This window comes from Mesorhizobium sp. B2-3-7, from assembly GCF_006442695.1.
In the GTDB taxonomy this organism is placed as follows: domain Bacteria; phylum Pseudomonadota; class Alphaproteobacteria; order Rhizobiales; family Rhizobiaceae; genus Mesorhizobium.
Window position 1 is genome coordinate 586,936 of record NZ_VFVV01000001.1, and the last position, 26,545, is coordinate 613,480.

22 protein-coding genes are annotated in these 26,545 nt (G+C 64.9%); 8 read left to right on the forward strand and 14 right to left on the reverse strand.

What is annotated here, in order from left to right:
* The first annotated feature begins 73 nt into the window (after positions 1–73).
* Positions 74–1,141: a D-alanine:D-lactate ligase-like protein gene (locus FJ940_RS02980; protein WP_140524323.1), complete on the forward strand. Its 1,068-nt coding sequence runs from the start codon at positions 74–76 to the stop codon at positions 1,139–1,141.
* Positions 1,142–1,319: 178 nt separating this feature from the next.
* Here FJ940_RS02980 and FJ940_RS02985 read toward each other — a convergent pair whose 3' ends face one another.
* The 9 genes from FJ940_RS02985 to dnaK all read right to left on the reverse strand — a co-directional run bounded on the left by FJ940_RS02985 (position 1,320) and on the right by dnaK (position 8,747).
* The gene (locus FJ940_RS02985; protein WP_140563752.1) at positions 1,320–1,736 is read right to left on the reverse strand and encodes a GFA family protein; all 417 of its coding nucleotides are present in this window, start codon (positions 1,734–1,736) and stop codon (positions 1,320–1,322) included.
* Positions 1,737–1,765: 29 nt separating this feature from the next.
* Entirely contained in the window at positions 1,766–2,230 is a 465-nt protein-coding gene (locus FJ940_RS02990; protein ID WP_140582720.1) for an SRPBCC family protein, read from the reverse strand.
* Positions 2,227–2,547 (reverse strand): helix-turn-helix domain-containing protein, encoded by a 321-nt coding sequence (locus FJ940_RS02995; RefSeq protein WP_140491640.1) that lies wholly within the window; start codon positions 2,545–2,547, stop codon positions 2,227–2,229. The genes FJ940_RS02990 and FJ940_RS02995 overlap by 4 nt, the downstream gene beginning before the upstream one ends.
* 277 nt (positions 2,548–2,824) lie before the next feature.
* Entirely contained in the window at positions 2,825–3,112 is a 288-nt protein-coding gene (locus FJ940_RS03000) for a DUF1330 domain-containing protein (RefSeq protein WP_140491638.1), read from the reverse strand.
* Between the two features lie 29 nt (positions 3,113–3,141).
* Positions 3,142–3,855: an orotidine-5'-phosphate decarboxylase gene (gene pyrF, locus FJ940_RS03005; RefSeq protein WP_181165186.1), complete on the reverse strand. Its 714-nt coding sequence runs from the start codon at positions 3,853–3,855 to the stop codon at positions 3,142–3,144.
* Complete coding sequence (locus FJ940_RS03010; RefSeq protein ID WP_140582725.1) at positions 3,852–4,448, reverse strand: NADPH-dependent FMN reductase; 597 nt, start codon at positions 4,446–4,448, stop codon at positions 3,852–3,854. The genes pyrF and FJ940_RS03010 overlap by 4 nt, the downstream gene beginning before the upstream one ends.
* Before the next feature lie 222 nt (positions 4,449–4,670).
* Complete coding sequence (gene pmtA / locus FJ940_RS03015) at positions 4,671–5,276, reverse strand: phospholipid N-methyltransferase PmtA (RefSeq protein ID WP_140625262.1); 606 nt, start codon at positions 5,274–5,276, stop codon at positions 4,671–4,673.
* Positions 5,277–5,486: 210 nt separating this feature from the next.
* On the reverse strand, positions 5,487–6,617 hold the full coding sequence (dnaJ, locus tag FJ940_RS03020; RefSeq protein ID WP_140491627.1) for a molecular chaperone DnaJ: 1,131 nt from the start codon (positions 6,615–6,617) through the stop codon (positions 5,487–5,489).
* A 213-nt stretch (positions 6,618–6,830) separates the two neighbouring features.
* Positions 6,831–8,747: a molecular chaperone DnaK gene (dnaK, locus tag FJ940_RS03025; RefSeq protein ID WP_140514198.1), complete on the reverse strand. Its 1,917-nt coding sequence runs from the start codon at positions 8,745–8,747 to the stop codon at positions 6,831–6,833.
* A gap of 342 nt (positions 8,748–9,089) precedes the next feature.
* Here dnaK and FJ940_RS03030 point away from each other — a divergent pair, with 342 nt between their 5' ends.
* The 5 genes from FJ940_RS03030 (at position 9,090) to FJ940_RS03050 (ending at position 18,870) form a co-directional block, all read left to right on the forward strand.
* Complete coding sequence (locus FJ940_RS03030; RefSeq protein ID WP_140655188.1) at positions 9,090–11,318, forward strand: hypothetical protein; 2,229 nt, start codon at positions 9,090–9,092, stop codon at positions 11,316–11,318.
* A gap of 10 nt (positions 11,319–11,328) precedes the next feature.
* Entirely contained in the window at positions 11,329–15,090 is a 3,762-nt protein-coding gene (locus FJ940_RS03035; RefSeq protein ID WP_140655190.1) for a hypothetical protein, read from the forward strand.
* 201 nt (positions 15,091–15,291) lie between these two features.
* Complete coding sequence (gene rpe / locus FJ940_RS03040) at positions 15,292–15,969, forward strand: ribulose-phosphate 3-epimerase (protein WP_140491619.1); 678 nt, start codon at positions 15,292–15,294, stop codon at positions 15,967–15,969.
* Between the two features lie 416 nt (positions 15,970–16,385).
* Complete coding sequence (locus FJ940_RS03045; RefSeq protein ID WP_140493447.1) at positions 16,386–17,132, forward strand: GntR family transcriptional regulator; 747 nt, start codon at positions 16,386–16,388, stop codon at positions 17,130–17,132.
* A gap of 208 nt (positions 17,133–17,340) precedes the next feature.
* On the forward strand, positions 17,341–18,870 hold the full coding sequence (locus tag FJ940_RS03050) for a malonyl-CoA synthase (protein ID WP_140649584.1): 1,530 nt from the start codon (positions 17,341–17,343) through the stop codon (positions 18,868–18,870).
* 79 nt (positions 18,871–18,949) lie between these two features.
* Here FJ940_RS03050 and FJ940_RS03055 read toward each other — a convergent pair whose 3' ends face one another.
* Genes FJ940_RS03055 through FJ940_RS03075 form a run of 5 tightly spaced genes read right to left on the reverse strand, consistent with a single transcriptional unit; the run spans position 18,950 to position 23,953 of the window.
* A complete protein-coding gene (locus FJ940_RS03055; protein ID WP_140655193.1) occupies positions 18,950–20,062 on the reverse strand; it encodes an NAD(P)/FAD-dependent oxidoreductase in 1,113 nt (370 codons plus the stop codon).
* A gap of 9 nt (positions 20,063–20,071) precedes the next feature.
* Positions 20,072–21,250, reverse strand: a complete 1,179-nt coding sequence (nagA, locus tag FJ940_RS03060) for an N-acetylglucosamine-6-phosphate deacetylase (protein WP_140655196.1) — start codon at positions 21,248–21,250, stop codon at positions 20,072–20,074.
* Entirely contained in the window at positions 21,247–22,299 is a 1,053-nt protein-coding gene (locus FJ940_RS03065) for an SIS domain-containing protein (RefSeq protein ID WP_140491611.1), read from the reverse strand. Before FJ940_RS03065 ends, nagA begins: the two co-directional genes overlap by 4 nt.
* Positions 22,296–23,078 (reverse strand): GntR family transcriptional regulator, encoded by a 783-nt coding sequence (locus FJ940_RS03070; protein WP_140491609.1) that lies wholly within the window; start codon positions 23,076–23,078, stop codon positions 22,296–22,298. Before FJ940_RS03070 ends, FJ940_RS03065 begins: the two co-directional genes overlap by 4 nt.
* Positions 23,075–23,953: an N-acetylglucosamine kinase gene (locus FJ940_RS03075; RefSeq protein WP_140554670.1), complete on the reverse strand. Its 879-nt coding sequence runs from the start codon at positions 23,951–23,953 to the stop codon at positions 23,075–23,077. Before FJ940_RS03075 ends, FJ940_RS03070 begins: the two co-directional genes overlap by 4 nt.
* A 200-nt stretch (positions 23,954–24,153) precedes the next feature.
* On the opposite strand from FJ940_RS03075, the gene FJ940_RS03080 reads away from it, so the two are divergent.
* The gene (locus FJ940_RS03080) at positions 24,154–25,104 is read left to right on the forward strand and encodes an N-acetylmuramic acid 6-phosphate etherase (RefSeq protein WP_140625255.1); all 951 of its coding nucleotides are present in this window, start codon (positions 24,154–24,156) and stop codon (positions 25,102–25,104) included.
* Between the two features lie 117 nt (positions 25,105–25,221).
* A complete protein-coding gene (locus FJ940_RS03085) occupies positions 25,222–26,481 on the forward strand; it encodes an ABC transporter substrate-binding protein (RefSeq protein ID WP_140491603.1) in 1,260 nt (419 codons plus the stop codon).
* Positions 26,482–26,545: the final 64 nt, after the last annotated feature.

Genomic DNA, 26,545 nt, shown 5'->3' on the forward strand with positions numbered 1-26,545 from the left:
CCGCGTCGGTTTCGCGAAAGCCTGGCGTCTTCGCCATGCGATGGTGTGGAATTGCACCATTGGGAATCATGTCATGTCCAGCCTAAGGCTGATCCTCGTCCACGAGCCGGAAAAGGCCTGCCTCGAGCGGCTCCTCGCCGATGGCCACCCGCCGGAGCGTGCCGCCGAAATCGCTTCTTACCTGGCGCAATCGACCGATCTCGCGCATGAGTTCGACGCCCTCGCTTCTGCCTTCAAACGACGCGATCTCGGCTTCGCGGCGGTGGAGCTGGACGATGCCGCCGATATGCTCGCCAAGGCCGACCCGGCGGCCACGCTGGTCTGGACGCTGACCGACGGCATCGCCTATTTCCGGGGCGGCGCGGCGCCTGCGCTTGCCAGGCTGAACGGCCTGAAGGCGATCGGCGCCGAGGATTCGCTGTTCGCGCTCTGCCAGGACAAGTTTCGCTCCGGCGCCGTGCTCGGCGCGCTCGGCCTGCCTGTGCCGCGGGCCGGCCTGGCGCGCAACGGACAATGGCTGGTCGAGCCGCCGGTTTCCGCCGCCGGCTGGTTCGTCAAGCCGAACCGGCTCGGCGCCAAGATCGGCATCTGGCCGGAGTCGCGCTGCGGCGATCTCGGCCACGCGCTGGAGCTTAGCCGGCGTGTTTTCGCCGCCTATCGCGACGACGTCGTCGTCCAGCCCTATGTCGCCGGCCGCAACGCGCGCGCCAGTTTCCTGGGTCTGACGCCGGACACCGGCGTCGAAGCGCTCGGCGTCGCCTTCGTCGAGTCCGGCGGCGATTTCCAGACCATGGAGGACAGCCTGGCGCTTTACGGCGAGACCGGCGAGGCGGCGAGGACAGCAGGGAAATACGCTGAGCCGCTGCTGCTTGCGGTCGCCGAAAGCCAGCCGGTCGCCGATGCAAAAGTCCGCGCGATCGCCGAACGGCTGATGAGCGGGCTCGGCCTGCGCGACGTGTTCTCCATCGATCTCCGCATCGAGCCCGACGACACCGTTCACCTCATAGAATTCGAAGTCTGCCCCGGCCTGCCCTGCTTCGATTTCCGCGCCTATTGCCGGTCGCAATGGAACCTGGAGCTCGCCGACGCCATGGCCGAAACCGCCGCCAGCCGGCTAATCGGGCCGAATCGTCGCGCCTAGAGCAATCCAACAAAAGTGTGTGCGGTTTTCCCCGCAAAAGCGCGTAGCGCTTTCCCTTGGGAATTGCGCAAAAACAAAGAGATAGAGCGGCTCGCCGCTTCCCGTGAAACGGTGAACTGCTCTAAGCGGCGCGACGGCAAATCCAACCTTACTCGGCGAAAATGGACGTCCGGCGGAATTATCCCTGCGGCATTCGCTCGAAGGTCTGCAACGATGGGTCGATCATGTCCCAGGCATGGCCGCGGATGGCATATGTGACCACCTGCGGATTGAACTGGCCGGGATCATCAAGGCTGGTCGCGTGGACCGCTATCAGGTCCGGCATCGCGACTTGCGTCAGGTAGACCGGCGTTCCACAGGTCGGGCAGAAGGCGTGGATCTTTTCGTTGCCGCTGTCGCCAGCCACCCGCCAGGTGTTCGCTTCGCCCGTTATCGTCACATCGGCTCGCCGGGGGAAGGTCAGATAGGAGCTGTGACCCGTGCCGCTTCGCTTCTGGCATTCGTGGCATTGGCAGTGGTTCTCGAAGATGGGTTCGCTGCTCGTTTCATAGCGGATCGCACCGCAGGCGCATCCGCCGGTGTAGCGTTTGGTCATTATCGTTTTCCCACAGTCGGATTTGCTGGTCAGGCCGATTTCGGCTTGGCGAAAATGTCGATGCCACTGCCGGTCTCCAGGAAGGATTTCATGCTGGACAGCACCGCCGGCCATCCCTGGCTGACGCCCTTCGCCATGCCGCTGCCGGCTTCGAGCTCGTCATGGCTGACGGTCAGCCGCACCATCGTGTCGTATTCCTCGATGGCGAACGTCACCCGGCTGTATTTCGACGCATCGTCGGCCTGCGAAGCGTTTGCCCAGGTCATCACGAGACGGGTCGGCGGCGAGATCTCGACGACCTTGCCGACCAGTTCGACGGTGCGCTCGTCATTGGCGCGGATATGTTCCCATTTCGATCCCGCCTTCCAGTCCGAGACGTTCTCGTGGCCCCAGTAACGCCGTGCGATGTCGGGCCTGGTTATGGCCTCGAACACTTTTTGCGGCGTCGAGCGGATGTAGGTCACGTAGACAAAGCTGGTCGTCTCTGCGGTCATTTGTCTTCTCCTTCGAGTTCCTGTTTCAGGTCATGCAGCAGGCTGAGCCGCTGGCGTTCGAATTTGCGCACCCAGCGCTCGTAGACCTCGTGCAGCGGCACGGGATTGATGAAATGCAGCTTCTCGCGGCCGCGTTTGACCGTGCTCACCAGATTGGCCGCCTCCAGCAGGTCGATGTGTTGGGTGGCGGATTGCCTGGCCATATCGAGATGTTCGCAAAGCTGGCCCAGCGTCTGCCCGTTCTTCTCGCACAGAAGATCAAGCAGCCTTCTGCGTGTCGGGTCGCCCAGCGCCTTGAAAACCTTGTCCGCGTCCATCGGGTTCACTCTGATGTGAAGCCATAATATGCAGGTAAATACCTGCATGTCAACCCGCGATCGGCCGGCATCAAAATTACCCCCGTGTAAGGGCTGTTCGGACGCGATTGCTAAAGGGATTATGCGTCAGCCATGTCGTGGCCGTTGTCGAACGACTGTGCCGGTTGTCGCTCAAAGACAACCGGGCGGGGCGCCGCCTGCTGGGCCAGGCTGCGGGATGTGAACCTCAGGACTCGTGCAAAGGCCGCGGCCGGCACTGATGCCGGCCGGGATAGCCTCAGACGCCCTCGACCAGCACGATCTCGCCGTCGGCGACCTTCTGGCGAATGGCGGCGGCGCGCTGGTATTCAGGTGAATGGTAGCAGTCATGCGCGGCGGCAAGCGTCTCGAACTCGATGACGACGTTGCGCGCGCGGCCGGCCCCTTCTGCCTTCTCATGCTCGCCGCCGCGCGCCAGGAATTTCGCGCCGAAGCGCTCGAAGGCCGGCTTGGCGGCGGCGACATAATCCTTGTAGCCTTCCGCGTCGCGCACATCGACGCGGGCGATCCAGTATCCCTTGGGCATCCTTCTTCTCCGAAGCCGTTCGTTGGAAATTATGCCGAGCGCATTTCGTCGAGGATGGCTTCAGCCGCCGCGCGTCTGTCCGCCGCGGCGACGATCGGGCGCCCGACGACCAGATGGCTGGAGCCGCTGCGGATGGCATCCGCCGGCGTCATCACGCGCTTCTGGTCGCCATGGTCGCTGCCGGCGGGGCGTATGCCTGGCGTTACCACCGCCATGTCGGGCCCGACGATGCGGCGCACCGCCTCTGTTTCCGCGGCCGAGCAGACGATGCCGCCCATGCCGGCATGCAGCGCCTGTTCCGCGCGCCGCAGCACCAGCGTGTGCGGGTCGTATTCGTAGCCCGCGTCGATCACGTCCTGTTCGTCCATCGAGGTCAGCACGGTGACGGCAAGCAGGCAAAGCTCGCTGCCTCTCGCCGCCTCGACCGCCGCCCGCATGGTCTTCGGGTAGGCATGCAGCGTCAGCATGGTCATGCCCATCTTGACGATGTTCTCGACCCCCTTGGCCACAGTGTTGTCGATGTCGAGCAGCTTCATGTCGAGAAAGATCTTCTTGCCCGCGCTGGCGAGCTCCCTGGCGAAATCGAGCCCGCCGGCGAAGGCGAGCTGGTAGCCGATCTTGTAGAAGGAGACGACGCCATCGAGTTCGCGTACCGCCTTCTCGGCCTCTTTCAAGCTCGGCACGTCGAGGCCGACGATCAGCCTTTCGCGCATTGTGTCGGTCTGCATGGCGTTGGCGATCACGGCTCGACCCGGGTCGACAGCATGCGCGAGGTTTCGATCAGCGTGCGGCATAGGTGCTCCATGGTTCGGTGCAGTCGTTCGTCCTTGAAACGCCCGTCCTCGTCGAAGGCGTTGCCGCCTTCCGGCACCGAGCATTCCGGCGTCACCACCTCCATCTGGCAACGCACCAGCACGGCGCGCAGATGATTGATGCAGCGTATCCCGGCGAAGTGTCCGCTGGAAGACGAACTAAGGCCGGCGACCTTGCCGGCAAACGGCCTCACCGCACGGCCGCCATCCCTGCGCACCCGGCTCACCCAGTCGATCGTGTTCTTGAGCAGCGGCGGAATGGAGCCGTTATACTCGGGCGTGGCGATCAGCAGCCCGTCATGGGCAATGATCATCCGGGCAAGTTTCAGGGCGTTTTCGGGAACGCCTTTTTCCTTCTCCAGATCCTCATCCATGATCGGCAAGGGATAGTCGCCAAGCGAGATGCGAGTGACCTCGGCGCCTTGCACCGCAAGTTCCTTCTGCGCCACGTCGGCGGTCCTGCCACTGAAGGCCCCGGCCCGGACCGAGCCGGCAAAGACGAGGATTTTTGGGATCACTGCCATTGGCCAACCTTGTTCCCGGACAGGTACAGCCAGAGCCCGCTCAAATCAATGCAGATCAGACAAAGCGTCATCCTCGGGCTTGCCCCGAGGATCTGCCAACGCATCCAAGTCAGACATTTTCGTCCCAATGCCCACCGCATCTGATACCGCTATGCGGCAGATCCTCGGGACAAGCCGCAGGATGACGACTTTCGAAGACATTCGCGGTCGGCTTCGCAATCCCTAATGCGCCTCGCGCCGGTAGATCCACAGCTGCGTCGGCGGGATGTTGCGGATGATGAAGTCGAAATGCTTGACCGTGTAGTCGCCGCGGCCGGGCGGGATCGGCGACATCGGGCCGTAGGTCAGCTGCACGATCGGGCGGCCGGCCGGAATGCGGTCGAGCAGGCTTTCGATATAGGCGATGCGCTGGGCGACCGGGAAGTTGAGCAGCGGCACGCCCGAGACCACCGAATCGAACATCATCCCGCTCTTGTCGCCAAGCGTGGCGTTGAGATTGAAGGCGTCGCCCTCAATGACGTTGACGCCGGGGTAGAGCCGGCGCAGATGGCGCACGAAGTCGGTGGAATATTCGACCGCGTAAAGGTTTTCAGGCCTCACGCCCTGGGCCAGGATGGCGCGGGTGATGACGCCGGTGCCGGGCCCGACCTCGAGCACCGGCAGACCGGACTTCGGGTCGACGATCGAAGCCATCTTGCGGGCGGTGATGGAGCTGGTCGGCACGATCGAGCCGACCGTCTTCGGCTTGTCGATCCAGCCCTTGAAGAACTTCAGCTCGTCATCGAACTTTTCGGCAAGCGCCTTCCGCAGTCCCGGACCACGTGTCATGCAAGCTCTCCTCAGCGCTCCCCTGAGAGCTACTTAACACCTAAGCCGCCCAAGGCAAGGCAGGGTCATGCCTATGTCGTGGATAAGATAGTTTTCGTCGCGTCTAAAAATGCGCGCCTACTGCGGTTTTCACGGCGCGTGTCGGCCGCCCGGCAGGTGAGGCGCAGCGCCGACACCGGCAAGGCAAGCCACACGCGCACAGGCCGTCGATCAACGCTCGCCGAACGACTCGAAAAAGTCCTTCATGCGGGCGAAAAAGCCGCTCGACTGGGGGGAATTGTCCTGTGAGGAGAGCTGTTCGAATTCCTCCAGCAGCTCGCGTTGGCGGCGCGACAGGTTCTGCGGCGTCTCGACCGCCGTCTGGATGTAGAGGTCGCCGACATTGGGCTGGCGCAGCACCGGCATGCCCTTGCCCTTGAGGCGGAACTGGCGGCCGTTCTGGGTGCCCTCCGGCACCTTCACCTTGGTCTGCGTTCCGTCCAGCGTCGTCACCTCGAACGAGCCGCCAAGGGCGGCAGTCGTCATCGAGATCGGCACCTTGCAGTAGAGGTCGGCGCCGTCGCGCTGGAAGAATTCGTGCGGCTTGACTGCGAGGAAGATGTAGAGGTCGCCCGACGGCCCGCCGCGCAAGCCGGCTTCGCCCTCATTGGCAAGCCGGATGCGGGTGCCGTCCTCGATGCCGGCTGGGATGTTGACCGACAGCGACCGCTCCTCGGTGACGCGGCCCTGGCCGGCGCATTTCGGGCACGGATCTTTGATCGTCTGGCCGCGGCCCTGGCATTGCGGGCAGGTGCGCTCGATGGAGAAGAAGCCTTGCGTGGCGCGCACCTTGCCGTGGCCGTTGCACATCGAGCACGTGACCGGCTGGGTTCCGGGCTTGGCGCCGGTTCCCGAACATTCCGAACAGGAGATCGAGGCCGGCACGCGGATCTGCGCGGTCTTGCCGGCAAACGCCTCTTCCAGTGAGATTTCCATGTTGTAGCGCAGGTCGGCGCCGCGCTCGCGGCCGCCGGAAGAGCGGCGCTGGCGGCCACCCATCATGTCGCCGAAAATGTCCTCGAAAATGTCGGCGAAGCCGCCGGCGCCGAAGCCGTGTGCGCCGCCGTTCATGCCGCCCTGCTCGAAGGCCGCGTGACCGAAACGGTCATAGGCCGCGCGCTTCTGCGGATCCTTCAGCGTCTCGTAGGCTTCGTTGATTTCCTTGAACTTGTGCTCGCAGGCATGGTCGCCCGGATTGCGGTCGGGGTGGAACTGCATGGCGAGCTTGCGGAAAGCGCTCTTCAGTTCCTTGTCGTCGGCACCCTTGTGCACGCCCAGCGTTTCGTAGAAATCAGCTTTCATTTTTTCCCGCTGTCCGGATGCTCAACGTCTTCATGCAGTGTTGCGTCGTTTGCCGGCACGTTGCCACGATTTAGGATCGGCGCAGCCCGGATGCTAGGGCCGGTGCGGAGCTGTTCGTGCTTTTCGACGATTTTTTCCGCACTTTTTCTGCCAGGGTTGCAAAAAAGCCCGGCTTTGCGCCGGGCTTTCCGCTTTATCTTGCCGTCAGCCGGTTCAGGCCGACTTCTTCTTGTCGTCGTCCTCGTCGATTTCCTCGAAATCGGCATCGACCACATCCGAGTCCTTGGCGGCGTCCGCCTTGGCATCGGCTTCCGCCGCTTCCTTCTGCGAGGCCTCGTACATGGCCTGGCCGAGCTTCATCGAAGCCTCCGCGAGCGCTTGGCTCTTGGCTTCGATTTCCGCTGCGTCGTCACCCTCGGTAGCGGTCTTCAGCGCCGCGATCGCGTCCGATATCGCCGTGCGGTCGGCTTCCGAGACCTTGTCGCCATATTCCTTCAGCGACTTCTCCGAGGAATGCACCAGCGCCTCGGCCTGGTTGCGGGCCTCGACCAGCGCGCGCCGCTTCTTGTCGGCGTCGGCATTGGCTTCGGCATCCTTCACCATCTTCTCGATGTCGGCGTCCGAAAGGCCACCCGAGGCCTGGATGCGGATCTGGTGCTCCTTGCCGGTGCCCTTGTCCTTGGCCGAAACATTGACGATGCCGTTGGCGTCGATGTCGAAGGTGACCTCGATCTGCGGCACGCCGCGCGGGGCCGGCGGAATGCCGACCAGGTCGAACTGGCCGAGCGCCTTGTTGTCGGCGGCCATTTCGCGCTCGCCCTGGAAGACCCGGATGGTCACGGCCGACTGCGAATCCTCAGCCGTCGAGAACACCTGGCTCTTCTTCGTCGGGATCGTCGTGTTGCGCTCGATCAGCCGGGTGAACACGCCGCCCAGCGTCTCGATGCCGAGCGACAGCGGGGTCACGTCGAGCAGCAGCACGTCCTTGACATCGCCCTGCAGCACGCCGGCCTGGATGGCGGCGCCGAGTGCGACGACCTCATCGGGGTTGACGCCCTTGTGCGGCTCCTTGCCGAAGAACTGCTTCACGATCTCCTGGATCTTGGGCATGCGGGTCATGCCGCCGACCAGCACCACTTCGTCGATCTCGCCAGCCTTCAGGCCGGCATCCTTGAGCGCCGCCTTGCACGGATCGATGGTGCGCTGGACGAGGTCTTCGACCAGGCTTTCGAACTTGGCGCGCGTCAGCTTCAGCGTCAGGTGCTTGGGCCCGGTGGCGTCGGCGGTGATGAAGGGCAGGTTGATCTCGGTCTGCGTCGTCGACGACAGCTCGATCTTGGCCTTCTCGGCAGCCTCCTTGAGGCGCTGCAAGGCAAGCTTGTCGTTCTTCAGGTCGATGCCCTGTTCCTTCTTGAACTCGGCCGCCAGATATTCGACCAGGCGCATGTCGAAATCCTCGCCGCCGAGGAAGGTGTCGCCATTGGTCGACTTCACCTCGAACACGCCGTCACCGATCTCGAGCACCGAAATGTCGAACGTGCCGCCGCCAAGGTCATAGACGGCGATGGTCTTGCCGTCCTTCTTGTCGAGGCCGTAGGCGAGGGCAGCCGCGGTCGGCTCGTTGATGATGCGCAGCACTTCGAGGCCGGCGATCTTGCCGGCGTCCTTGGTCGCCTGGCGCTGGGCGTCATTGAAATAGGCGGGAACGGTGATGACCGCCTTCTCGACCTTCTCGCCGAGATAGGCTTCCGCCGTTTCCTTCATCTTCTGCAGGATCATGGCCGAGATCTGGCTGGGCGACTGCTTCTTGCCGCCGGCCTCGACCCAGGCATCGCCATTGTCGCCCTTGACGATCTTGTAGGGGACAAGCTTCTTGTCCTTTTCCGTCACCGGATCGTCATAGCGGCGGCCGATCAGGCGCTTGACCGCGAAGATGGTGTTTTCAGGATTGGTGACCGCCTGGCGCTTGGCCGGCTGGCCGACGAGACGTTCGCCGTCGCCCGAGATGGCGACGATGGAAGGCGTCGTGCGCGCGCCTTCCGCATTCTCGATCACCTTCGGCTCCTTGCCGTCCATGATGGCGATGCAGGAGTTGGTGGTGCCGAGATCGATACCGATTACTTTTGCCATTTTTCTAGTCTCTCCGCTAAGCAGGCTCTCAGGACCCGTAAGGCGTTCCGACGAAAGCCCCTGTTCACAAGAAATCCCGTTCGGCAACCGCTGTTGCGGCGCTGGACGGCTTGGCGCGTATATAAGAACAGGCGGCATCGGGCGCAAGCATTCTGCGCAAGGCTTCCACCATCCTCGACAGCGGATGGCGAAACGGCCCGATTACGCCTGCGCCCGAGGCATCGCGTCCGCCCGCTTCGCGGCGTCTGAAAGAATAGCCGGGCCCCACAGTGAACCTTTCCGCCTCCGCGTGCGACTGACGCTCAGGCGCCGCATGATGCGGCCACGGGAAAGGGAGCCACCATGACCAGCACCCCAGGGACGCCATGGCCTCCCCGACCAACAGGAGCTCGGCGCGACCATCGTCTTCGCGACAGGGTCGATGCGCTTGGCTTTCCGCTGGTTCCGTTGACCCTGCACAGGAGCAGGCGTATCGTAATTATGAGGAAAGCAGACAATTCGATCGGGGACGAACGTGCTGGAACGCCGCGCCTTGCGCTGGTTTGCGCGGCAGGATCGGTTGGTTCTCCGTTAGACTTCGGGGGGAGTTCCATGTCTCGCGATCACCGCCGGTTCGCGCCCTCTCGTGCCGGCCGTTTGGGCGGCGTGGCGAAGGCCGCCAGCGCCTTTCTTGTCCTGGCGCTGATCGCCGGCCTGTGGCTTGGCGGCCCCGCGCGGGCGCAGGAAACCCGGATCATCTATCCCGGCTCGATGGCGGTCACCGGATTTTCCGGCACCGTCATTCCCGATTTCGACTCTTCAGATTCCGAAAAGGGGGGCCTGCCGCCCGGCGTCGATCCGATTGACGAGACCTTCATCGACACGGCGCGCGCCACCTTGCGCGTTTTCGACGTTTCAAGCCTGGGCGGGCCGGCCTCCGGCCAGCTCGTCTACACGCCGCCGCCTTTCGAGGTGACATCAGGCCAGATCGGCCAGGTGTTCGGCCTCACCTATGATGACGGCATGCGCGGTGGCGTCCCGTCAGGCATTCCCAATCTCTATGCCGGCGCCACCTCGCTGCACGGCATCCGCATCGTCACGCCTGACGCCGACGATGACGGGCGTCCGGAGCGGCAGCGCCGCGGCATGGCAGGCGCTGCCTTCATGGAGGGCCAGTTCGGCACCGAGAACGGCGGCGGGCCGGGCACCATCTGGAAGGTCGACGGCATCACCGGCCAGGTCGCCAAATTCGCCGACATCGACACCAACAGCGGGCCCGGCATCGGAAATCTCACCTTCGACCCCATCCACCACCAGGTCTTCGCCTCCGACCTCGATACCGGTCTGATCCATCGCATCGACCCCAATGGCGCGCTGGTCGACACGTTCGACCATGGCGTCGCCGGGCGCCCGGCGCATGGCCTGGCTCCGGTCGCCGACGATGGCGCCGTCATGGACATACAGGGCGCGGCCTTCGACACGGAAGACCCCGAGACCTGGGGCTACACCCAGGACGAGCGCCGTGTCTGGGCCGTCGCCTATCATGGCGGCCGGCTCTATTATTCCGTCGGCGAGAAGGCCGAGATCTGGTCGGTGGGCATTGCCCGCGATGGCCGCTTCGCCGGCGATCCCCGTTGGGAGCTGACGGTCAAGGCCGACAAGGACTACGCCGTCACCGACATCGCCTTCGACGATAGCGGCTTCATGTACCTGGCCCAGCGCGGCCCGGTCGAGAACCGCTACGACTACAGCCAGCTCGCCGATTCCGGCAAGGGCGAGGTCATCCGCTACTTCAGCGAAAACCCGGACGATCCGGCAACGGAGTCGGTCTGGGTGGAAGCGCCGCAGGAATATGCCGTCGGCTTCCCGCAAGGTTTCAGGCAGTCGGCCGGCGGGCTGGACCTGCAATATGGCTACGACGCCGAGGGCGATCTCGACACGTCGGCCTGCACCCGGACGCTGGTCAACACCGGCGATAAATTGCGCGACAATCCGGCTCTTGCCGAGCGGCTCGCCGCTGGCGGGCCGCTCGCCGTGCATGGCGTGCAGATCACGCCCAGGGAGCTGGTCAAGCCGGCCAATGTGCCGCCTTTCGGCTCCCGGTTCGTCGACTTCGACGGCTATTTCGAGGACCCGGAAGTGGAAGGCCATGTCGGCGACGTCGCCGTCTGGCATCCCTGCGAGGGCCGCGCCGGCTATTATGAGGAAATCCCGGGCGGCTATCTGCCACCGTTCTATCCGCCGGACTTCCAACCGCCCGGCAACCTGCCCCCTTGTCTCGATGTCGACGATGTCAGGTATTTCTGCACACCGCGCGGGCTCGAGGCGGACCTTTATCTCCATGACCATGCCGGCCTCGGGGGCGATTCGATCAAAGCCCAATCCAGGACGCCAGGCGTCGGGGTGACCTCGCCCATGTCGCATGTGCCTGGCAAGCCATACACGATCGGCATCACCGGCCACGATCCGGGCGACACGGTCGATGTCGGACTCTGCTTCTACAGGAAGTCCGACAAGGACAAGGGCGGCTACTACCCTTGCTGCAAGATGACCTTGCCGCTCAGAACGCCAGCCGTCAGCTGCGACCGTTGAGGAGGGGACGATGAACAATCTCGCACTCTCCCTGCTTGGCGTCGCCGACAAGGCAACGGTCAAGAACACGAGGCGCCTGTCTTTTGCCAGGCGCGCTGCGCGCTGGCTGGTGGCGGCCGGTATCGCGGTCGCCATGCTGCCGGCGCTGCCGGCACTTGCCGAAGACACGGCTCCGGCCAAGACCGTCCAGGCCGCCAGCCCGGATAAGGAATTCAAGCTCGACAATCTGCGCATCATCAATCCGGAGCCCGGACGAGCCGTGCCGTTCTTCACCAAGACCGGCGGCCAGCGAAGCTGCGACTATGTCTTCTACACGTTGAGCTTCGGCCTGCGCGGCGCCCCGCAAGCCTTCTCCAGTCCGGGGCTGTCGGCTTCGCTGCAGAGGGCCCGGCTCGACTTCAAGGACCAGCTCCCGCATGGCTTGCAAATCGTCGACATGCAGGTCTCCGGTGACGGCACCGATGCGTCGGGCGGACCTCTGCCTGGCGCCGTCATCAGCAATTCGGCCGGCCCCAACGACACGGCAACGGTTTCGGATTTCCGGATTTCCGCTTCCGATCTCGACGGCTCGGGCGCACCGGGCGAACGCGTCATCACTTTCCGTATCACCGCCAGGATCGACCACGCGGCGTTCCCCGCGCCGGCGACGGTCGACAATCAGGGCCTGGTCAAAGTCACCGTCGGCACCGGCACGGGAACCATCATTCCCTCACAGGATCCGGGCAAGCCGGACGACGGCAATTTTCTCACCGGCGAAAAGACCTCGATGCGGATCGACCTGACCAAGTGCAATCCGCCGCCACCGCCGCCTCCGGGCAAGGAATGCTTCAAGGTGGAGCGCGGCACGGTCGACTGCGTGCCCGGCGGCGGCGCGTTCATCTACCATATGCCTGTCGGTCCCGAGATGGGCGGCAAGTGGGTGCAGCTTTCGACCGCCACGCCAGGCATCACCATCGTCCCCGACACACAGAAGGTGCCGGCCGGCGGCGGTGTGCTGAACTGGAAGATCGTCGGCGCCTCGCCCGGCGACGTCATCCACCTCGTCGTCACCGGCATCGAGATCTATGCCGGGCCGAAAGAGGGTTGGGGGCTCTGCTGCACGCAGACCATCGACATCGTCATCCCGCGCGACCAGAGATGTCCGCCCAAGGACAGGGAACCGGACCTGAAGGTCGAGAAACGCGCCGATGTCACGCGCTGCACCATGGGCGGCGGCTGCGACTTCAGCATCCGGGTCACCAATGTCGGCGACGCGCCCTATAACGGCAAGATCGTGCTCGACGAGGTGACGCTGCCGGCGGGCTCGACGCTCGATTCGGGACCCAATCCGCCCTGGATCTGTGTGCCCGGCGCCACCCCGATGACGTGCACCCATCCGGTGACCACGCTCAATCCGGGGGCTTTCATCGACCTGGAGTTCGGCTTCAAGCCGGCTGGCGGCTGGCAAGGCAGCAGCTTGCGCAACTGTGCCGCCTATAACTATGCCGCCAGCGGCAAGCCGCTGTTCGGCAGCCAGGCCAACGACCGTGGCTGCGCCTCGATCCCGATCTGCCGGCGTGGCGATCGCGATCGCGACTGCCGGCCGCCGGTCGAGAAGAAGGCCGACCTGATCCTGAAAAAGCGTGCCCGCGCGGAAGCCTGCACCGCCGATGGCGTGTGCAGCTTCGTCATCGACATCATCAACAACGGCACCTCGACCTATAACGGGCCGCTGACCGTGGTCGACACCTATCCCGGGGGCGCGCCGGCCTCCTCGACCTTTGGCCCGAGCCCACCCTGGACATGCGGTCCGAACGGCCCCGGCCAGTTCCGTTGCGACAATGCCGGCGTCTCGCTGCCGCCGGGCGCTTTGACGGCGATCGTCGTCAAGGCGGTGGTGCCGGCCGGCTACCGGTCGGACACGGTCGAGAATTGCGCTGAGGTGAAACCGATCCCCGGCGAAACCGACTTCACCAATAACCGGGCCTGCGCCAAGCAACGCATCCCTCGTCCCAATGGCGGCCAGCCTGTCCTGCGTATCACCAAGACATGCGGCGGTTCGCTGGCGGGTGCCGCTTTCGTCTCCTGCCGCATCACCGCCAGCAATGCCGGCACGGCTGCCCCCACCGGTCCGGTGCGGGTCAACGATGCCGCCACTTTGGTGTCGGGCGGCGCGCCCGTCCAGATCCAGACCGTCACATCAGACGGCGCGGAATGGGCGTGCGGGCCGGTTCCAGCCGACACGCTGGCGTGCCAGATTCCCGGCGCCGTCATGACGCCGGGAACCAGCAGGCACTTCGACGTGACGGTTTCGGCCAACGGCGAGTTCGAGAATTGCGCGCGGGGCTCCTACGGCCCGGCGCAGGGCGAGGATGTCGTCCATCCGGTCGGCCGGGCCTGCGCCAAGGGCGGCGGGGTCTCGTCCATCCGCGTCGAGAAGACCGGCGACCGCGAGTGCCGGCCCGGAGAACCCTGCTCGTTCGAGATCACCATCACCAACGACGGCCCGGCGGAATTTTCCGGCCCGGTCCGCATCGGCGATGCGATCGGCGTCGAAGGCCTCGGCCGGCTGGAAGGCGTCGCGATCACCTCGATCGAGCCGCCCTTCGGCTGCTCGCCGGAACCGGCGGCCTTGCCTGCGTCCTGCATCGCCGACCTGACGCTTGGCGCCGGCGAAAGCCGTGTCCACAAGGTTACCGTGGTCATCCCCGACGACAGCCGCCTGGCCAATCTGCAAGGCAGCGTCAACGGCCAGAACTGCGTCGGCGTGCTCTCTCCCGACACGCGGGTGCAGGGCGGCGGAGATGTGCTTTCCCGCGACCAGGCCAATACCCAGGGCAATCGCGACAAGGCCTATGCCTGCCATCCCTTCGCCATCAGCCATGAGACGAAGAAGGAATGCTCGGCAGGCTTCGTCATGAACGACGCCGGCCGGTGCGTCTGCCCGCAAGGCACCACCTATCGCAACGGCCAGTGCTCGTCCGGCGGCGTCATCATCCCGCCGAAGGAGCCAAAGCGTTGCGTGCTGCTCGAGGGCCAGGTCCGCACAGAGGATGGACGCTGCGTCTGTCCGCGCGGGACCGAGCTGGAGAATGGCGCCTGCGTCAAGACATCCAGGCCGGGCTGCGCGATACCGGGATCGGTGCCGACATCGGACGGCGATGGCTGCACCTGCCCCAAGGGCACGCATCTCGATCGGGATGCCAACGCCTGCGTACGCGACAGGCCGAAGCCCGAGCAATGCACCATCCGTGGTCAGGTCCACGGCGCGGACGGCGACTGCGTCTGCCCACGAGGGACGGAACTGCGCAAGGGAGCCTGCCGGGCTCTCCAGCCGGAGCCTGAGCAATGCACCATCCGCGGCCAGGTCCACGACGCCAATGGCGACTGCGTCTGCCCGAGGGGGACCGAGCTGCGCAATGGAGTGTGCCGGCGCAAGCAGCCCGATGTGGAGCAGTGCGACATTCGCGGCCAGATCCACAACAAGCGCGGCGAGTGTGTCTGTCCGCGTGGAACCCGGGTGATCGACGGCGCATGCCGCCGGTCCAGGCAAGAGAGCGAATGCGCGCCGGGCTCGCAAATGGTCAACGGCCAGTGCCAGCCGATCTTCAGGCGGCGTTGCCCGGAAGGCATGATCGGCCGTTATCCAAACTGCAGGCCGGTGCGCGGGCAGCCCTCGCTGGAACTCAACCCGGGCATGCTGCTGCAGCAGGTTCTGCCACGGCGCAGGCCGCAGTCCGAACAGCAGCAGGATACGGCTCCAAACAGAATCCTGAATCTCCAGCAGCAGTAACCATCGCCTGAAGGCACATCGGAAGCCCCGCCGGAGCAATCCGGCGGGGTTCTTCGTGGCCGGGCAGGCTGAAGCTGCAACACGAAGAGGACGCCGCACTACCCCAGCTGTGGAACCGCCAAGCTCGCACCCTCGACAAGTCAGCGGCTGCGCTTTAGGCAGTGATCAGATGAAAAAGGCGCTCGGAAAGGCCCCGTCATCATGACGAAAAAAACCTTGATCGCACCTTCGGTGCTGGCTTCGGACTTTTCGAAGCTGGGCGACGAGGTCGAAGCCGTCACGGCAGCCGGCGCCGACTGGATCCATCTCGATGTGATGGACGGCCATTTTGTCCCCAACATCACCTTCGGCCCGCCGGTGATCAAGGCGATCCGCGATCGCACCAAGGCTTTCTTCGACTGCCATTTGATGATTGCGCCGGCCGATCCCTATCTGGCCGCCTTCGCCGAGGCCGGTTGCGACGGCATGACGGTGCATGCCGAGGCCGGGCCGCATCTCGACCGCTCGTTGCAGACGATCAGGAATCTCGGCAAGAAGGCCGGCGTTTCGCTCAATCCGGCAACGCCGGAAAGTGCGATCGAATACGTGCTCGACAGGCTCGACCTGATCCTGATCATGACCGTCAACCCGGGTTTCGGGGGCCAGGCCTTCATTCCGGCAATCGTCGACAAGGTGAGGCGGGTCAAGGCGCTGATCGGCGGCCGGCCGATCCGCATCGAGATCGACGGCGGCGTGTCGCCCGAAACCGCGCCGCTGGTGACCGCCGCCGGCGCCGATGTGCTGGTGGCCGGCGCCGCCATCTTCAAGGGCGGCAGCGTGGAAGCGTACCGGGCAAATATAGAGGCGATCAGGACGGCGGCCGACAAGGCAGCCGGCTAAAAGCACCGCACAAGAACCGATGGAGGCCAGGATCTCCCCACGTGGTCAACCCCGGGGGCCTGCACTGCGCGCTTCGCTGCGGCTGGCCCCGCGACAAAAGCCATGGGCAGGATAAAAGGCCTGATTCGGTCCCACTGTTCGGTGTCTTTTGCGCGCGACGGAAAAGAGGTTCGCGCGGAGGCACGGAAGAACAGGTGATCCTGCATATAAACACGTTAAATTTCCGCCGGTTGTAGCCGAACACGATTTCGTTCGACCAGATATAGGATCGTGCATATTTCTTTGTTCTAAAGTACAATGACGCGATCTCCCGCTTGAGCGCGTCGAGGCGCGCGCGGAAGGGTACGTGTACGGAAAGGGAACTGTTTCTCGGACTCGAATTGCCCAGGACCAGATTTGGGGACAAGGAGCCGATTTTGACATACGCAGCTGCCAATCTGAATGACGACGGCACAGGCTCGAAGAGTACGCTCGCCAGCACTGTCTATCATCAACTCCGTGCCGATCTTCTGCGGGGCGCCTTTGAAACCGAGAGCAAGCTGCGGGTTGAGTGGGTTGTTTCCAAATATGGCGCCGGCGCTTCCCCGGTTCGTGAGGCTCTCAATCGCCTGGCTTCGGAAGGGCTTCTCGGTCGGCATGACCAGCGAGGCTTCTTCATCATGCCGGTCAGCGCGGCAGAGCTCGAGGAATTGACACGTACCCGTTGCTGGCTCGAGGAACGGGCGCTTCGCGAATCCATCGCCCACCGCACCGCCGAATGGGAAGAACAGCTGGTTCTGGCGTTGCATCGGTTGGGGCGCACCTCACGTCTCATGCCAACGGATCTGTCGTCGCTCAATCCGGACTGGGAGAGACTGCACCGCACTTTCCACCGTGCGCTGATCTCGGCCTGCCGGTCGCGATGGCTGGTGGGGTTTTGCGACCAGCTTTCCGATCACGCCTACCGCTACCGGCGAATGGCCAGTAACGGCGAAGGCGTCCAGCGCGACGATTTTGCGGAGCACCGCCTGATCGCGGAAAATGCGCTGGACGGTAATGCCGACGCCGCGGTCGAAGCCCTGCTCAATCACTATCGCCTGACGGCAGCGATGTGCATGGAGCGCTTCAAGCAGGTCGAAGCATCAGAGCCGGCCAGCGCCAGGGCCGAGCGCACGCCACGGTAGCGCCGCATCGCGCCCCAGCCTTTTACCGCCAAAGCCTTCCGCTTTCGCCCGGCGGCATGGTCATGGCGGCCGCGTGGAGCCGCCCTTGCGGGCTTGACGGGTCGGCAAGAACCGCCAACAGTCTGGCGCCGCGCAAAGCGGCCGACCCGGAAGACAGGCCCGGCTCCGTCCGATGCATGCCTTTCTCCGCCAGACGCAGGAAGACCTCATGAGCAATCATCTGTTCGACATTTTCCGGTCCCGGATGCCGAAGCCCGGACGCCTGTTGATGCGGACGGATGACGGCCGCGTGCTGACCTATGGCGACATGCTGGCGCGCTCGGCGCAACTGGCGCACGCGCTTTTGCAACTCGGCGTAGAGCCCGGCGACCGGGTCGCGGTGCAGGTCGAGAAGAGCCCGGAAGCCATGCTGTTGTACCTCGCCTGCCTGCGCGCCGGCGCCGTCTTCCTGCCGCTCAACACCGCCTATACGCTGGCCGAACTCGCCTATTTCTTCGGCGACGCCGAGCCCCGGCTGGTCGTCTGCGATCCGGCACGGGTAGCCGACATCGACGCCCTGGCGCAAAAATGCGGAGCTCTTGCCGTCACCCTCGACGGCAAGGGGCAAGGATCGCTGGCGGACCAGGCGTCGCGGCAATCGCCCGACTTCCACGACGTCGCGCGCGGTCCCGACGATCTTGCGGCGATCCTCTACACGTCGGGAACGACCGGCCGCTCGAAAGGGGCCATGCTCAGCCACGAGAACCTCGCCTCGAATGCGCGCGTGCTGGTCGACTATTGGCGCTTCACATCGGACGATGTGCTGATCCACGCACTGCCCATCTTCCACACCCATGGGCTGTTCGTCGCCACCAACGTCATCCTGATGGCCGGCGCCTCGATGCTGTTCGAGCAGAAATTCGACGCAGGGCGCATCGTCTCGCTCTTGCCGGACGCCACGGCGCTGATGGGCGTGCCGACCTTCTATGTCCGGCTCTTGCAGCAGGACGGGTTGACCCGCGAGGCGGCAAGAAACATCCGCCTGTTCGTTTCCGGCTCCGCGCCGCTGCTGGCCGAGACGCACAGGGCCTGGCGCGAGCGCACAGGCCACGCCATTCTCGAGCGCTACGGCATGACCGAGACCAACATGAACACCTCGAACCCCTATGATGGCGAGCGCCGCGCCGGCACCGTCGGCTTTCCCTTGCCTGGCGTGTCGTTGCGCATCGCCGACCCCGACACTGGCAGGCCGCTTGCCCGGGGTGAGGTCGGCATGATCGAGGTCAAGGGCCCGAACGTCTTCTCCGGCTACTGGCGCATGCCGGAAAAGACCAAAGCGGAATTCCGCGCCGACGGCTTCTTCATCACGGGCGATCTCGGCATGATCGACCCCGACGGTTATGTCCACATCGTCGGCCGCGGCAAGGACCTGATCATCTCGGGCGGCTACAACATCTATCCCAAGGAGCTCGAGAGCGAGATCGACGCGCTTGACGGCGTCCTGGAAAGTGCCGTCATCGGCGTTGCCCATCCCGATTTCGGCGAAGGCGTAACGGCCGTCGTGGTTCGCTCGCCGGCTTCGACCGTCACCGCTGCCGAGATACTCAATGCCATTGCCGCGCGCGTGGCGAAATACAAGCATCCCAAGCGCGTGGTCTTCGTCGACGAATTGCCGCGCAACACCATGGGCAAGGTGCAAAAGAATCTGCTGCGCGATACCTACAAGGATCTTTTTTCCATAAGCAGTCCCGCCAGCTAAGTCGATCCAGGCAAGGATACCTCATCCCGCTTGTTTGGACGGGGAGCATCGCGAACAGTTTCGTGCGATCGCCTGGGCACTATCGGGGGAACAAGAGACCGACGACATGCTCGGCCAGCGCCAGGCTTGCCGTCAGGCCCGGGCTCTCTATGCCGAACAGGTTGACGATCCGGCCCGCGCCGTGGTCGGCCGGACCCTGCACCATGAAGTCGGCCGCCGGCTGGTTCGGGCCCGACAGTTTCGGCCTGATCCCGGCATAGGCCGGCAGCAGGGCGCCGTCCCTCAGATCCGGCCAATAGCGCCGGATCTCGTCATAGAAGACCGCGCTGCGGCCGGGATCCACCGTATAGTCCGCCTGGCCGATCCATTCGACGTCTGGGCCGAAGCGGGCGCTGCCGCCGAGATCGAGGGTCAGATGCACGCCCAGGCCGCCATTGACCGGCACTGGATAGATCAGCCGCGAGAATGGCGAGCGGCCCGAAAGCGAAAAGTAGTTGCCGCGCGCCAGCCAGAGCGGCGGCACGAGCTCTTGCGGGAACCCTTCGATGCGGCCGGCCAGCGCCTGCGCGTCGAGCCCTGCGGCGTTGACGAAAGCGCCGGCTTTCAACGCGAACGTCTCGCCGTCGCCATCGCGCGTGGTGATACGAATCCCGTCGGCCTCGACCGTCGCCGCTGCGACGGCGGTCAGGAAGGCGAACGACGCACCGGCCGCCTCCGCGTCGCCGCGCAGCGACAGCATCAGCCCCTGGCTGTCGACGATGCCCGTCGACGGCGACAGCAGCGCCCCGGCGCAGCTCAGCGCCGGTTCGAGGCTTTCTGCTTGCGCGGCGGTCAGCAAGTCGAGGTCGTCGACGCCGCATTGTTCCGCATTGGCCCGGATTGCATTGAGCCGAGGCAGCTGGCCCGGTCCGACGGCGACGATCAGCTTGCCGGTGCGTCGATGGCCGATGCCACGCTCGCGGCAATAGGCATAGAGCCGTTCGCGTCCTTCGACGCAGAAACGCGTCTTCAGGCTTCCGGGCGCGTAATAGAGCCCGGCATGAACGACTTCCGAATTGCGCGAGCTGGTGACGGTGCCGATCGAGGCGGCCTTTTCGATAACCAGCACTTCGCGGCCCGACAAGGCGAGCGCCCTGGCAATGGCGAGCCCGACGACGCCGGCTCCGGCGACGACGCAATCGACGTCAGGCATTGCCGGCTTTCACCGTTGCCCGCCGGCGCTGGTCGAAAAAACCTTGTCGCCGCCGATCCAGACCCTTTTGATGTCGAGATCGTCCGAAAGCGCAACGATGTCGGCGGCGGTGCCCTTGGCGAAGCGGCCGAGCCGGTGCGACTGGCCGATCGCCTGCGCCGGATAGAGAGACGCCATGCGCAAGGCCTCGGAAAGCTCCACGCCCACGCTGCGATGAGTGAAGCGCACAGCCGAGATCATGTCGAGATCCGCGCCGGCCAGCGTTCCATCGGCAAGCCGCAGGCTGCCGTCCTTGCGGTAGATGGTGCGGCCGTTGAGCGTGAAGGAGGTCATGTCGGTGCCGATCGTCGCCATGGCGTCGGTGACCAGCACGATCCTGCCCGGCCCCTGTTTGGCCCGCAGCGCTATTGCGATGGTGGCGGGATCGACATGGATGCCGTCGGCGATCAGTCCCGCGGACAGGCTGCCGACGTCGATGGCGGCGCCCGCCAGTCCCGGCTCCCGATTGCCGATCTGGCTCATGGCGTTGAACAGATGCGTGACCACGCTGGCGCCGGCCTCGGCGAAGGCTTTGGCCGTGGCGTAGCCGGTGTCGGAATGGCCGAGGCTGACGATGATGCCGGCCTTGGCCAAGGCGGCCACACGGGCCGCCTCGACGGATTCGGGTGCGATCGTGGTGAGCAGCACCGGGAGCTTGCCTCGCGCCGCGATCAGCATCGCCTCGTCCTTGTCCGTCATCGGCCGGATCAGCGCCGGGTCATGCGCGCCCTTGCGGGCGATCGACAGATGCGGACCTTCCAGATGCAGTCCGAGGAACCCCGGCACTTTCCGCAGTGCCGACGCCTCGCCGGCGGCGATCGCCGCGGTGGTGATATCCGCTGTATCGGTGATCAGCGTCGGCAGCAGTGCGGTGGTGCCAAACGGCGCATGCGCCCGGCAGATGGTCTCGATCGAGGCGACATCGGGATGATCGTTGAGCATGACGCCGCCGCCGCCATTGACCTGGATGTCGACGAAGCCCGGCGCCAGCATGCCGCCGCCGGTGTCGACGCGGCGCATATCCGCGGCAAGCGCGCCGGTGGGCAGGATGGCCTCGATCAGACCGTCGCGCACGACGAGGGCATGACCGTGATGCCAGTCGTCGCCGTCGAAGATACGGGCGCCAGTCAGGGCGAAACGGTCGCTCATACGGTCTCCGTCACCTTGCGAAGGTTGCGCGGCGTATCCGGATCGAGGCCGCGGTGGCGCGCAAGGGCCTCGACGAACACGTAGAAGGAGACGATCAGCGTCAGCGGATCGGTCAGTGGATGGCCGGTGGCGACATGCGGCAGGCGTGTGGCCTTGTTCGCCAGCATCGAGGTGACGAAGACCGGCGCCCCCTTGGCCGCCAGGCTGTCGGCGGCTTCGGCCACGGACGGTTCGGATGCGTCGCGCGCGGCCAGGGCCAGCACCGGAAAATCGGGGCCGATCAGCGCCAGCGGGCCATGCATGACTTCGGCAGCACTGTAGGCCTCGGCATGCATGCCGCAGGTTTCCTTGAATTTCAGCGCCGCTTCGTTAGCCATCGCCGCGGATGGGCCGCGGCCGAGGATGAACAGCGACTTCTGCTTTTCGATCGTTTCGACGAGCACGCTCATCCAGTCACAGGCGATCGCCTTGCCGAAATGCTCGGGCAAGCGGGCAAGCGCCTTGAGAAGCGCTTCGTCGCCGGTGGAATGCGCCATCAGAGCAAGGCCGGCGACAGCGGAATTGACGAAGGTCTTGGTCGCCGCGACGCTGCGCTCGGGCCCGGCCAGGATGTCGATCGCATGGTCCGAGGCGCGCGCCAGCGGTGAATCGGCGGTGTTGGTGACGGCGATGGTCAGCGCGCCACCTGCCCGTGCGGTTTCGGCCATGGCGACGATGTCGGGGCTCTTGCCCGACTGCGAGATGGCCAGGCAGGCGGAGCCGCCGAGCCTGAGCTTGCGGCCATAGATCGAAGCGATGGAAGGGCCGACCGAAGCCACCGCAAGACCGGCGGTGAGTTCGACCGCGTATTTCATGAAAGTAGCGGCATGGTCGGACGAGCCGCGCGCCACGGTGACGACGAAATGCGGGTCGCGCTCGCGAATGCCGCGGCCGGCCTCGGAAAGTACGGCACCGGAACCGTCGAGCAGGCGGGCGACGGCTTGCGGGATCTCCTCGATCTCGCGCCGCATATGGGTCGGCTCCGTCGATTTGTTCGGCTCGGTCGTCATGGTCGGCCCTCTTCGCTCGGCCCTGTCAGCCGCAGTTCGGCGACGAAATCATAGGCGTCGCCCCTGTAGATGGAGCGGGTGAACTCGATCACCTTGCCGCTCGCCAGATAGGAAATACGCTCGATGTGCAGGCCGGCAATGCCCGGCGGCACTTCGAGCAGGCGCGCGTCGCCGTCGCCGAGATTGGCGGCCGAGATGCGCTGCACCGCGCGCACCGGCCTGTTGCCGGTCAATTCCAGGGCTGCGTAGAGCGAGGAGCCAATTCCAGCGGGGTCCGGCAGCACGCTGGCCGACAGCGAGGCGCGCTCGATCGCCAGCGGCGTGTCGTTGGCGATGCGCAGGCGCGCCACGCGCGCCACCAATTCGTTCGACGACAGGCCAAGCACCATCATCTCGTCGGGCGAGGGCGCGTAAAGGCCGCGGTCGAGCCAGGCCGAGCGCACAACCATGCCGCGCCGCGCCATGTCCTCGGTGAAGGAGGTCAGCCGCGACAGCGACTGCTCGACCCGCTCCATGCGCGGCGCCACGAAGGTGCCGGAGCCGTGGCGCTGGACCAGGATGCCGCCCTTGACGAGGTCCTGCACCGCCTTACGCACGGTGACACGCGAAATATCGGCCTTGATGGCGATGTCGCGCTCGGAAGGCAGCGCGTCGCCGGGCCCGATCAGGCCGCGATTGACGGCATCCTCAATGCTTTTGCGCAGTTGCAGGTAGAGCGGCGCACCGCTTTGCGAGGACTGTTTCAGCGCGGCGAAGATCTGGTCGGCGGCGTCGCTCATCGAGCCGCTCCCCTCGGCGCGAACAGGCGGACCGCCATCTGCACGGCGCCGCCGAGCGCATCGTCGAGCGGCTCCCGAAGCAGCGCCCGGTAGCGTGCCGACAAGCGCGGCGCGTAGAGCGGCGCCAGCCCGCCGAGCAGGCAGAGCGGCGCGTCTGCCGCGAGATCGAGAGCGCCGAGCGAGGCCTCGACATCGGCGACCGCCTTGTCGAGGATCCAGTTGGCGACCGCGTCGCCCTTTTCGGCGTGTTCGAACACTTTGGGGGCGAAGCCGCCGAAATCGCCGGGCTTGGCATTGGTGGTGAACTCGACCACATCCTCCGGATTGTCGCGGAAGACGGCCATCATGCTATCGGTCAGCGGCGTGCGCGCGCGCACGCCATCATGGGCAAGCAGGGTCTGTTCGAGCAGGTCGCGGCCGATGCGGGCGCCGCTGCCCTGGTCGCCGACCTGGAAGCCCCAGCCACCGATGGCACGCGACTTGCCGTTCTTGCGCGCCATATAGGCGGTGCCGGTGCCGAGGATCGCCATGGCGCCGTCTCCGGAACCGACCGCGCCTTCCAGCGCGATTTCGGCATCGGTTTCGACGCGGCTGGTGCTGAACGGCAGGATCGCCTCGAGCTGCTGCCGGTAGGTGCCGACATTGGCGCCGGCGAGGCCGAGAATGGCCGGTGTTTGCGGGATCAGGTCCGGATCCTGGCCAGCCGCGACAAAGGCTTGCCGCGCCGCCTCGACGATGTTCGACCGGGCGCCGGTCAGGTCGGTGCGGATGTTGGCGGCGCCGCTTTTGGCGCGGCCGAGCACCGTGCCGTCCGCCATTGCCAGGGCCGCCCTGCAACTGGTGCCGCCGCCATCGATGCCAAGCACGAATTTCACGTGATTTCTCCTCCAGGCCGATAATACCAATAAAATACCAATAGCCAAGGGTTAATTTCCGCTGCAAAAAAGATTAGAGCGTATTTCACTGAAAAACTTGGCCATTTACCTGCGCCAGCGATTTCAATGCGGCGAATTCGTTAATGCGTGTGGACAAGTGGTATTTTTTTGGTATTGTTTTCCGAATTGGAGGAATTGGGATGGCCGAAACGCGCACCGAAGCGCTGCACAGGAATGCTGAGGGGCTGGATATCCAGGCTCCCGAAGCGATCCTTGCTTCGCTGGCCGATGCGCAGGTCGAGGCGGCGAAGATTGTGCGCAACGCCATTCCCTCCATCGCCGAAGCGGCCGAGATCATCACCGGTAGCCTGAAGGGCGGCGGCAAGCTCGCCTATGCCGCGGCCGGCAGCTCCGGCCTGATGGCGCTTGCCGATGCGCTGGAACTGCCTGGCACCTTCGGCATCCGTCGCGACCGCATCGCCATCCTGATCGCCGGCGGCGATGAGGCCTTCAGAACGCTGGCCGGCGGCCCCGAAGACGATAAAGAGGAGGCCGCGACAGCGGTCGCCAACGCCGGCATTGGCAAGGGCGACTGCCTGATCGCAATCTCGGCCAGTGGTACGACGCCCTATGCACTGCGGGCGATCGAGGAAGCCGCCCGTCGCGGTGCGGCCACCATCGGCATCGCCAACAACCGGGACTCGGCTCTGCTGCGTCTGTCTGGAACCGCCATCCTGCTCGAAACGCCGCCGGAAGTGATCGCCGGCTCGACGCGCATGGGCGCCGGCACGGCCCAGAAGATCGCCCTCAATATGCTGTCGACGCTCGCCGCCATCCATCTCGGCCATGTCCATGACGGCTACATGGTCAATCTCATGGCCGACAACAGCAAGCTGCGCGACCGCGCGGCGCGGATCGTCGCGGCCATCAGCGGCGGCAGCCGCGACGACGCGGCCCGCCTGCTCGAAAAGAGCGGCGGTGCGGTCAAGACCGCCATTCTGCTTGCCGCCGGCGCCGACAGCGCCGACACGGCGCAGAAGATACTGGAAGAGGCCGGCCAGAAGCTGCGGCCGGCCCTTTCCGCGCTGGGGCATGATCCCGAAAAGTGGAGACCGCTTTTCGGAAAAGATCGTGCTCGAACAAAGAAATAGAGCCTGTTTCATCCCGGTGTCCATCGGGGTGAAACAGGCTTGCGAGGGGAGCAAGGGGCGCAACGCCTCTGTTCTCATCAAAACCGAACCTGAAAAAGGTCAACAGGGAGACTGAGCATGACAACGAAACTACTGACGGCACTGCTTCTGGGCACCAGCATTCTCGGCTCCGCCGGGGTGGCTTACGCCGAGGACGTAACGCTCAACATCGAAAGCTGGCGCGGCGACGACCTTGCCATCTGGAAGGACAAGCTGATCCCGGCTTTCGAAGCCAAGAACCCCGGCATCAAGGTGGTGTTCGCGCCCTCGGCGCCGACCGAATATGACGCGGCTCTCGGCGCCAAGCTCGCCGCCGGTTCGGCGGGCGACCTGATCACCTGCCGCCCGTTCGACAAGTCGCTCGAGCTGTTCAAGAAGGGCAATCTCGCGGACCTCTCCTCGCTGCCGGGCATGGACAACTTCTCGCCGGTGGCCAAGTCCGCCTGGCAGACCGACGACGGCAAGGCGACCTTCTGCGTGCCGATGGCGTCGGTCATCCATGGCTTCATCTACAACAAGGACGCCTTCGACAAGCTCGGCATCAAGGTGCCGGAGACCCGTGACGAGTTCTTCGCCGCGCTCGACAAGATCAAGGCCGACGGCACTTACATCCCGATGGCGATGGGCACCAAGGATCTCTGGGAAGCCGCGACCATGGGCTACCAGAACATCGGCCCCAACTACTGGAAGGGCGAGGAAGGCCGCGCGGCCCTCATCAAGGGCGAGCAGAAGCTGACCGACAAGGACTGGGTCGCGCCCTATGAGGAACTGGCCAAGTGGAAGCCCTATCTCGGCGACGGCTTCGAGGCGCAGACCTATCCGGACAGCCAGAACCTGTTCACGCTCGGCCGCGCCGCCATTTACCCGGCCGGCTCGTGGGAAATCGGCCTGTTCAACACTCAGGCCCAGTTCAAGATGGGTGCCTTCCCGCCGCCGGTCGAGAAGGCCGGCGATACCTGCTACATCTCCGACCATACCGATATCGGCATGGGCCTGAATGCGGGCTCCAAGCATGCGGATGCGGCCAAGACCTTCTTGTCCTGGGTGGCCTCGCCGGATTTCGCCACCATCTACGCCAACGCGCTGCCGGGCTTCTTCAGCCTGAACTCCTCGCCGGTGAAGATGGAAGACCCGCTGGCGCAGGAATTCGTCTCCTGGCGCGGCAAGTGCAAGTCGACGATCCGATCGACCTACCAGATCCTGTCGCGCGGCACGCCGAACCTCGAGAACGAGACCTGGGTCGAATCGGCCAATGTCATCAACGGCACCGATACGCCGGAAGCCGCTGCCAAGAAGCTGCAGGACGGCCTCGACAGTTGGTACAAGCCCGCCAAGTAAGGCTCGGGCAATGAGCTGGGCCGTTCCAGGTGGACGGCCCAGCGTTTTTCGATAGCATCGACTG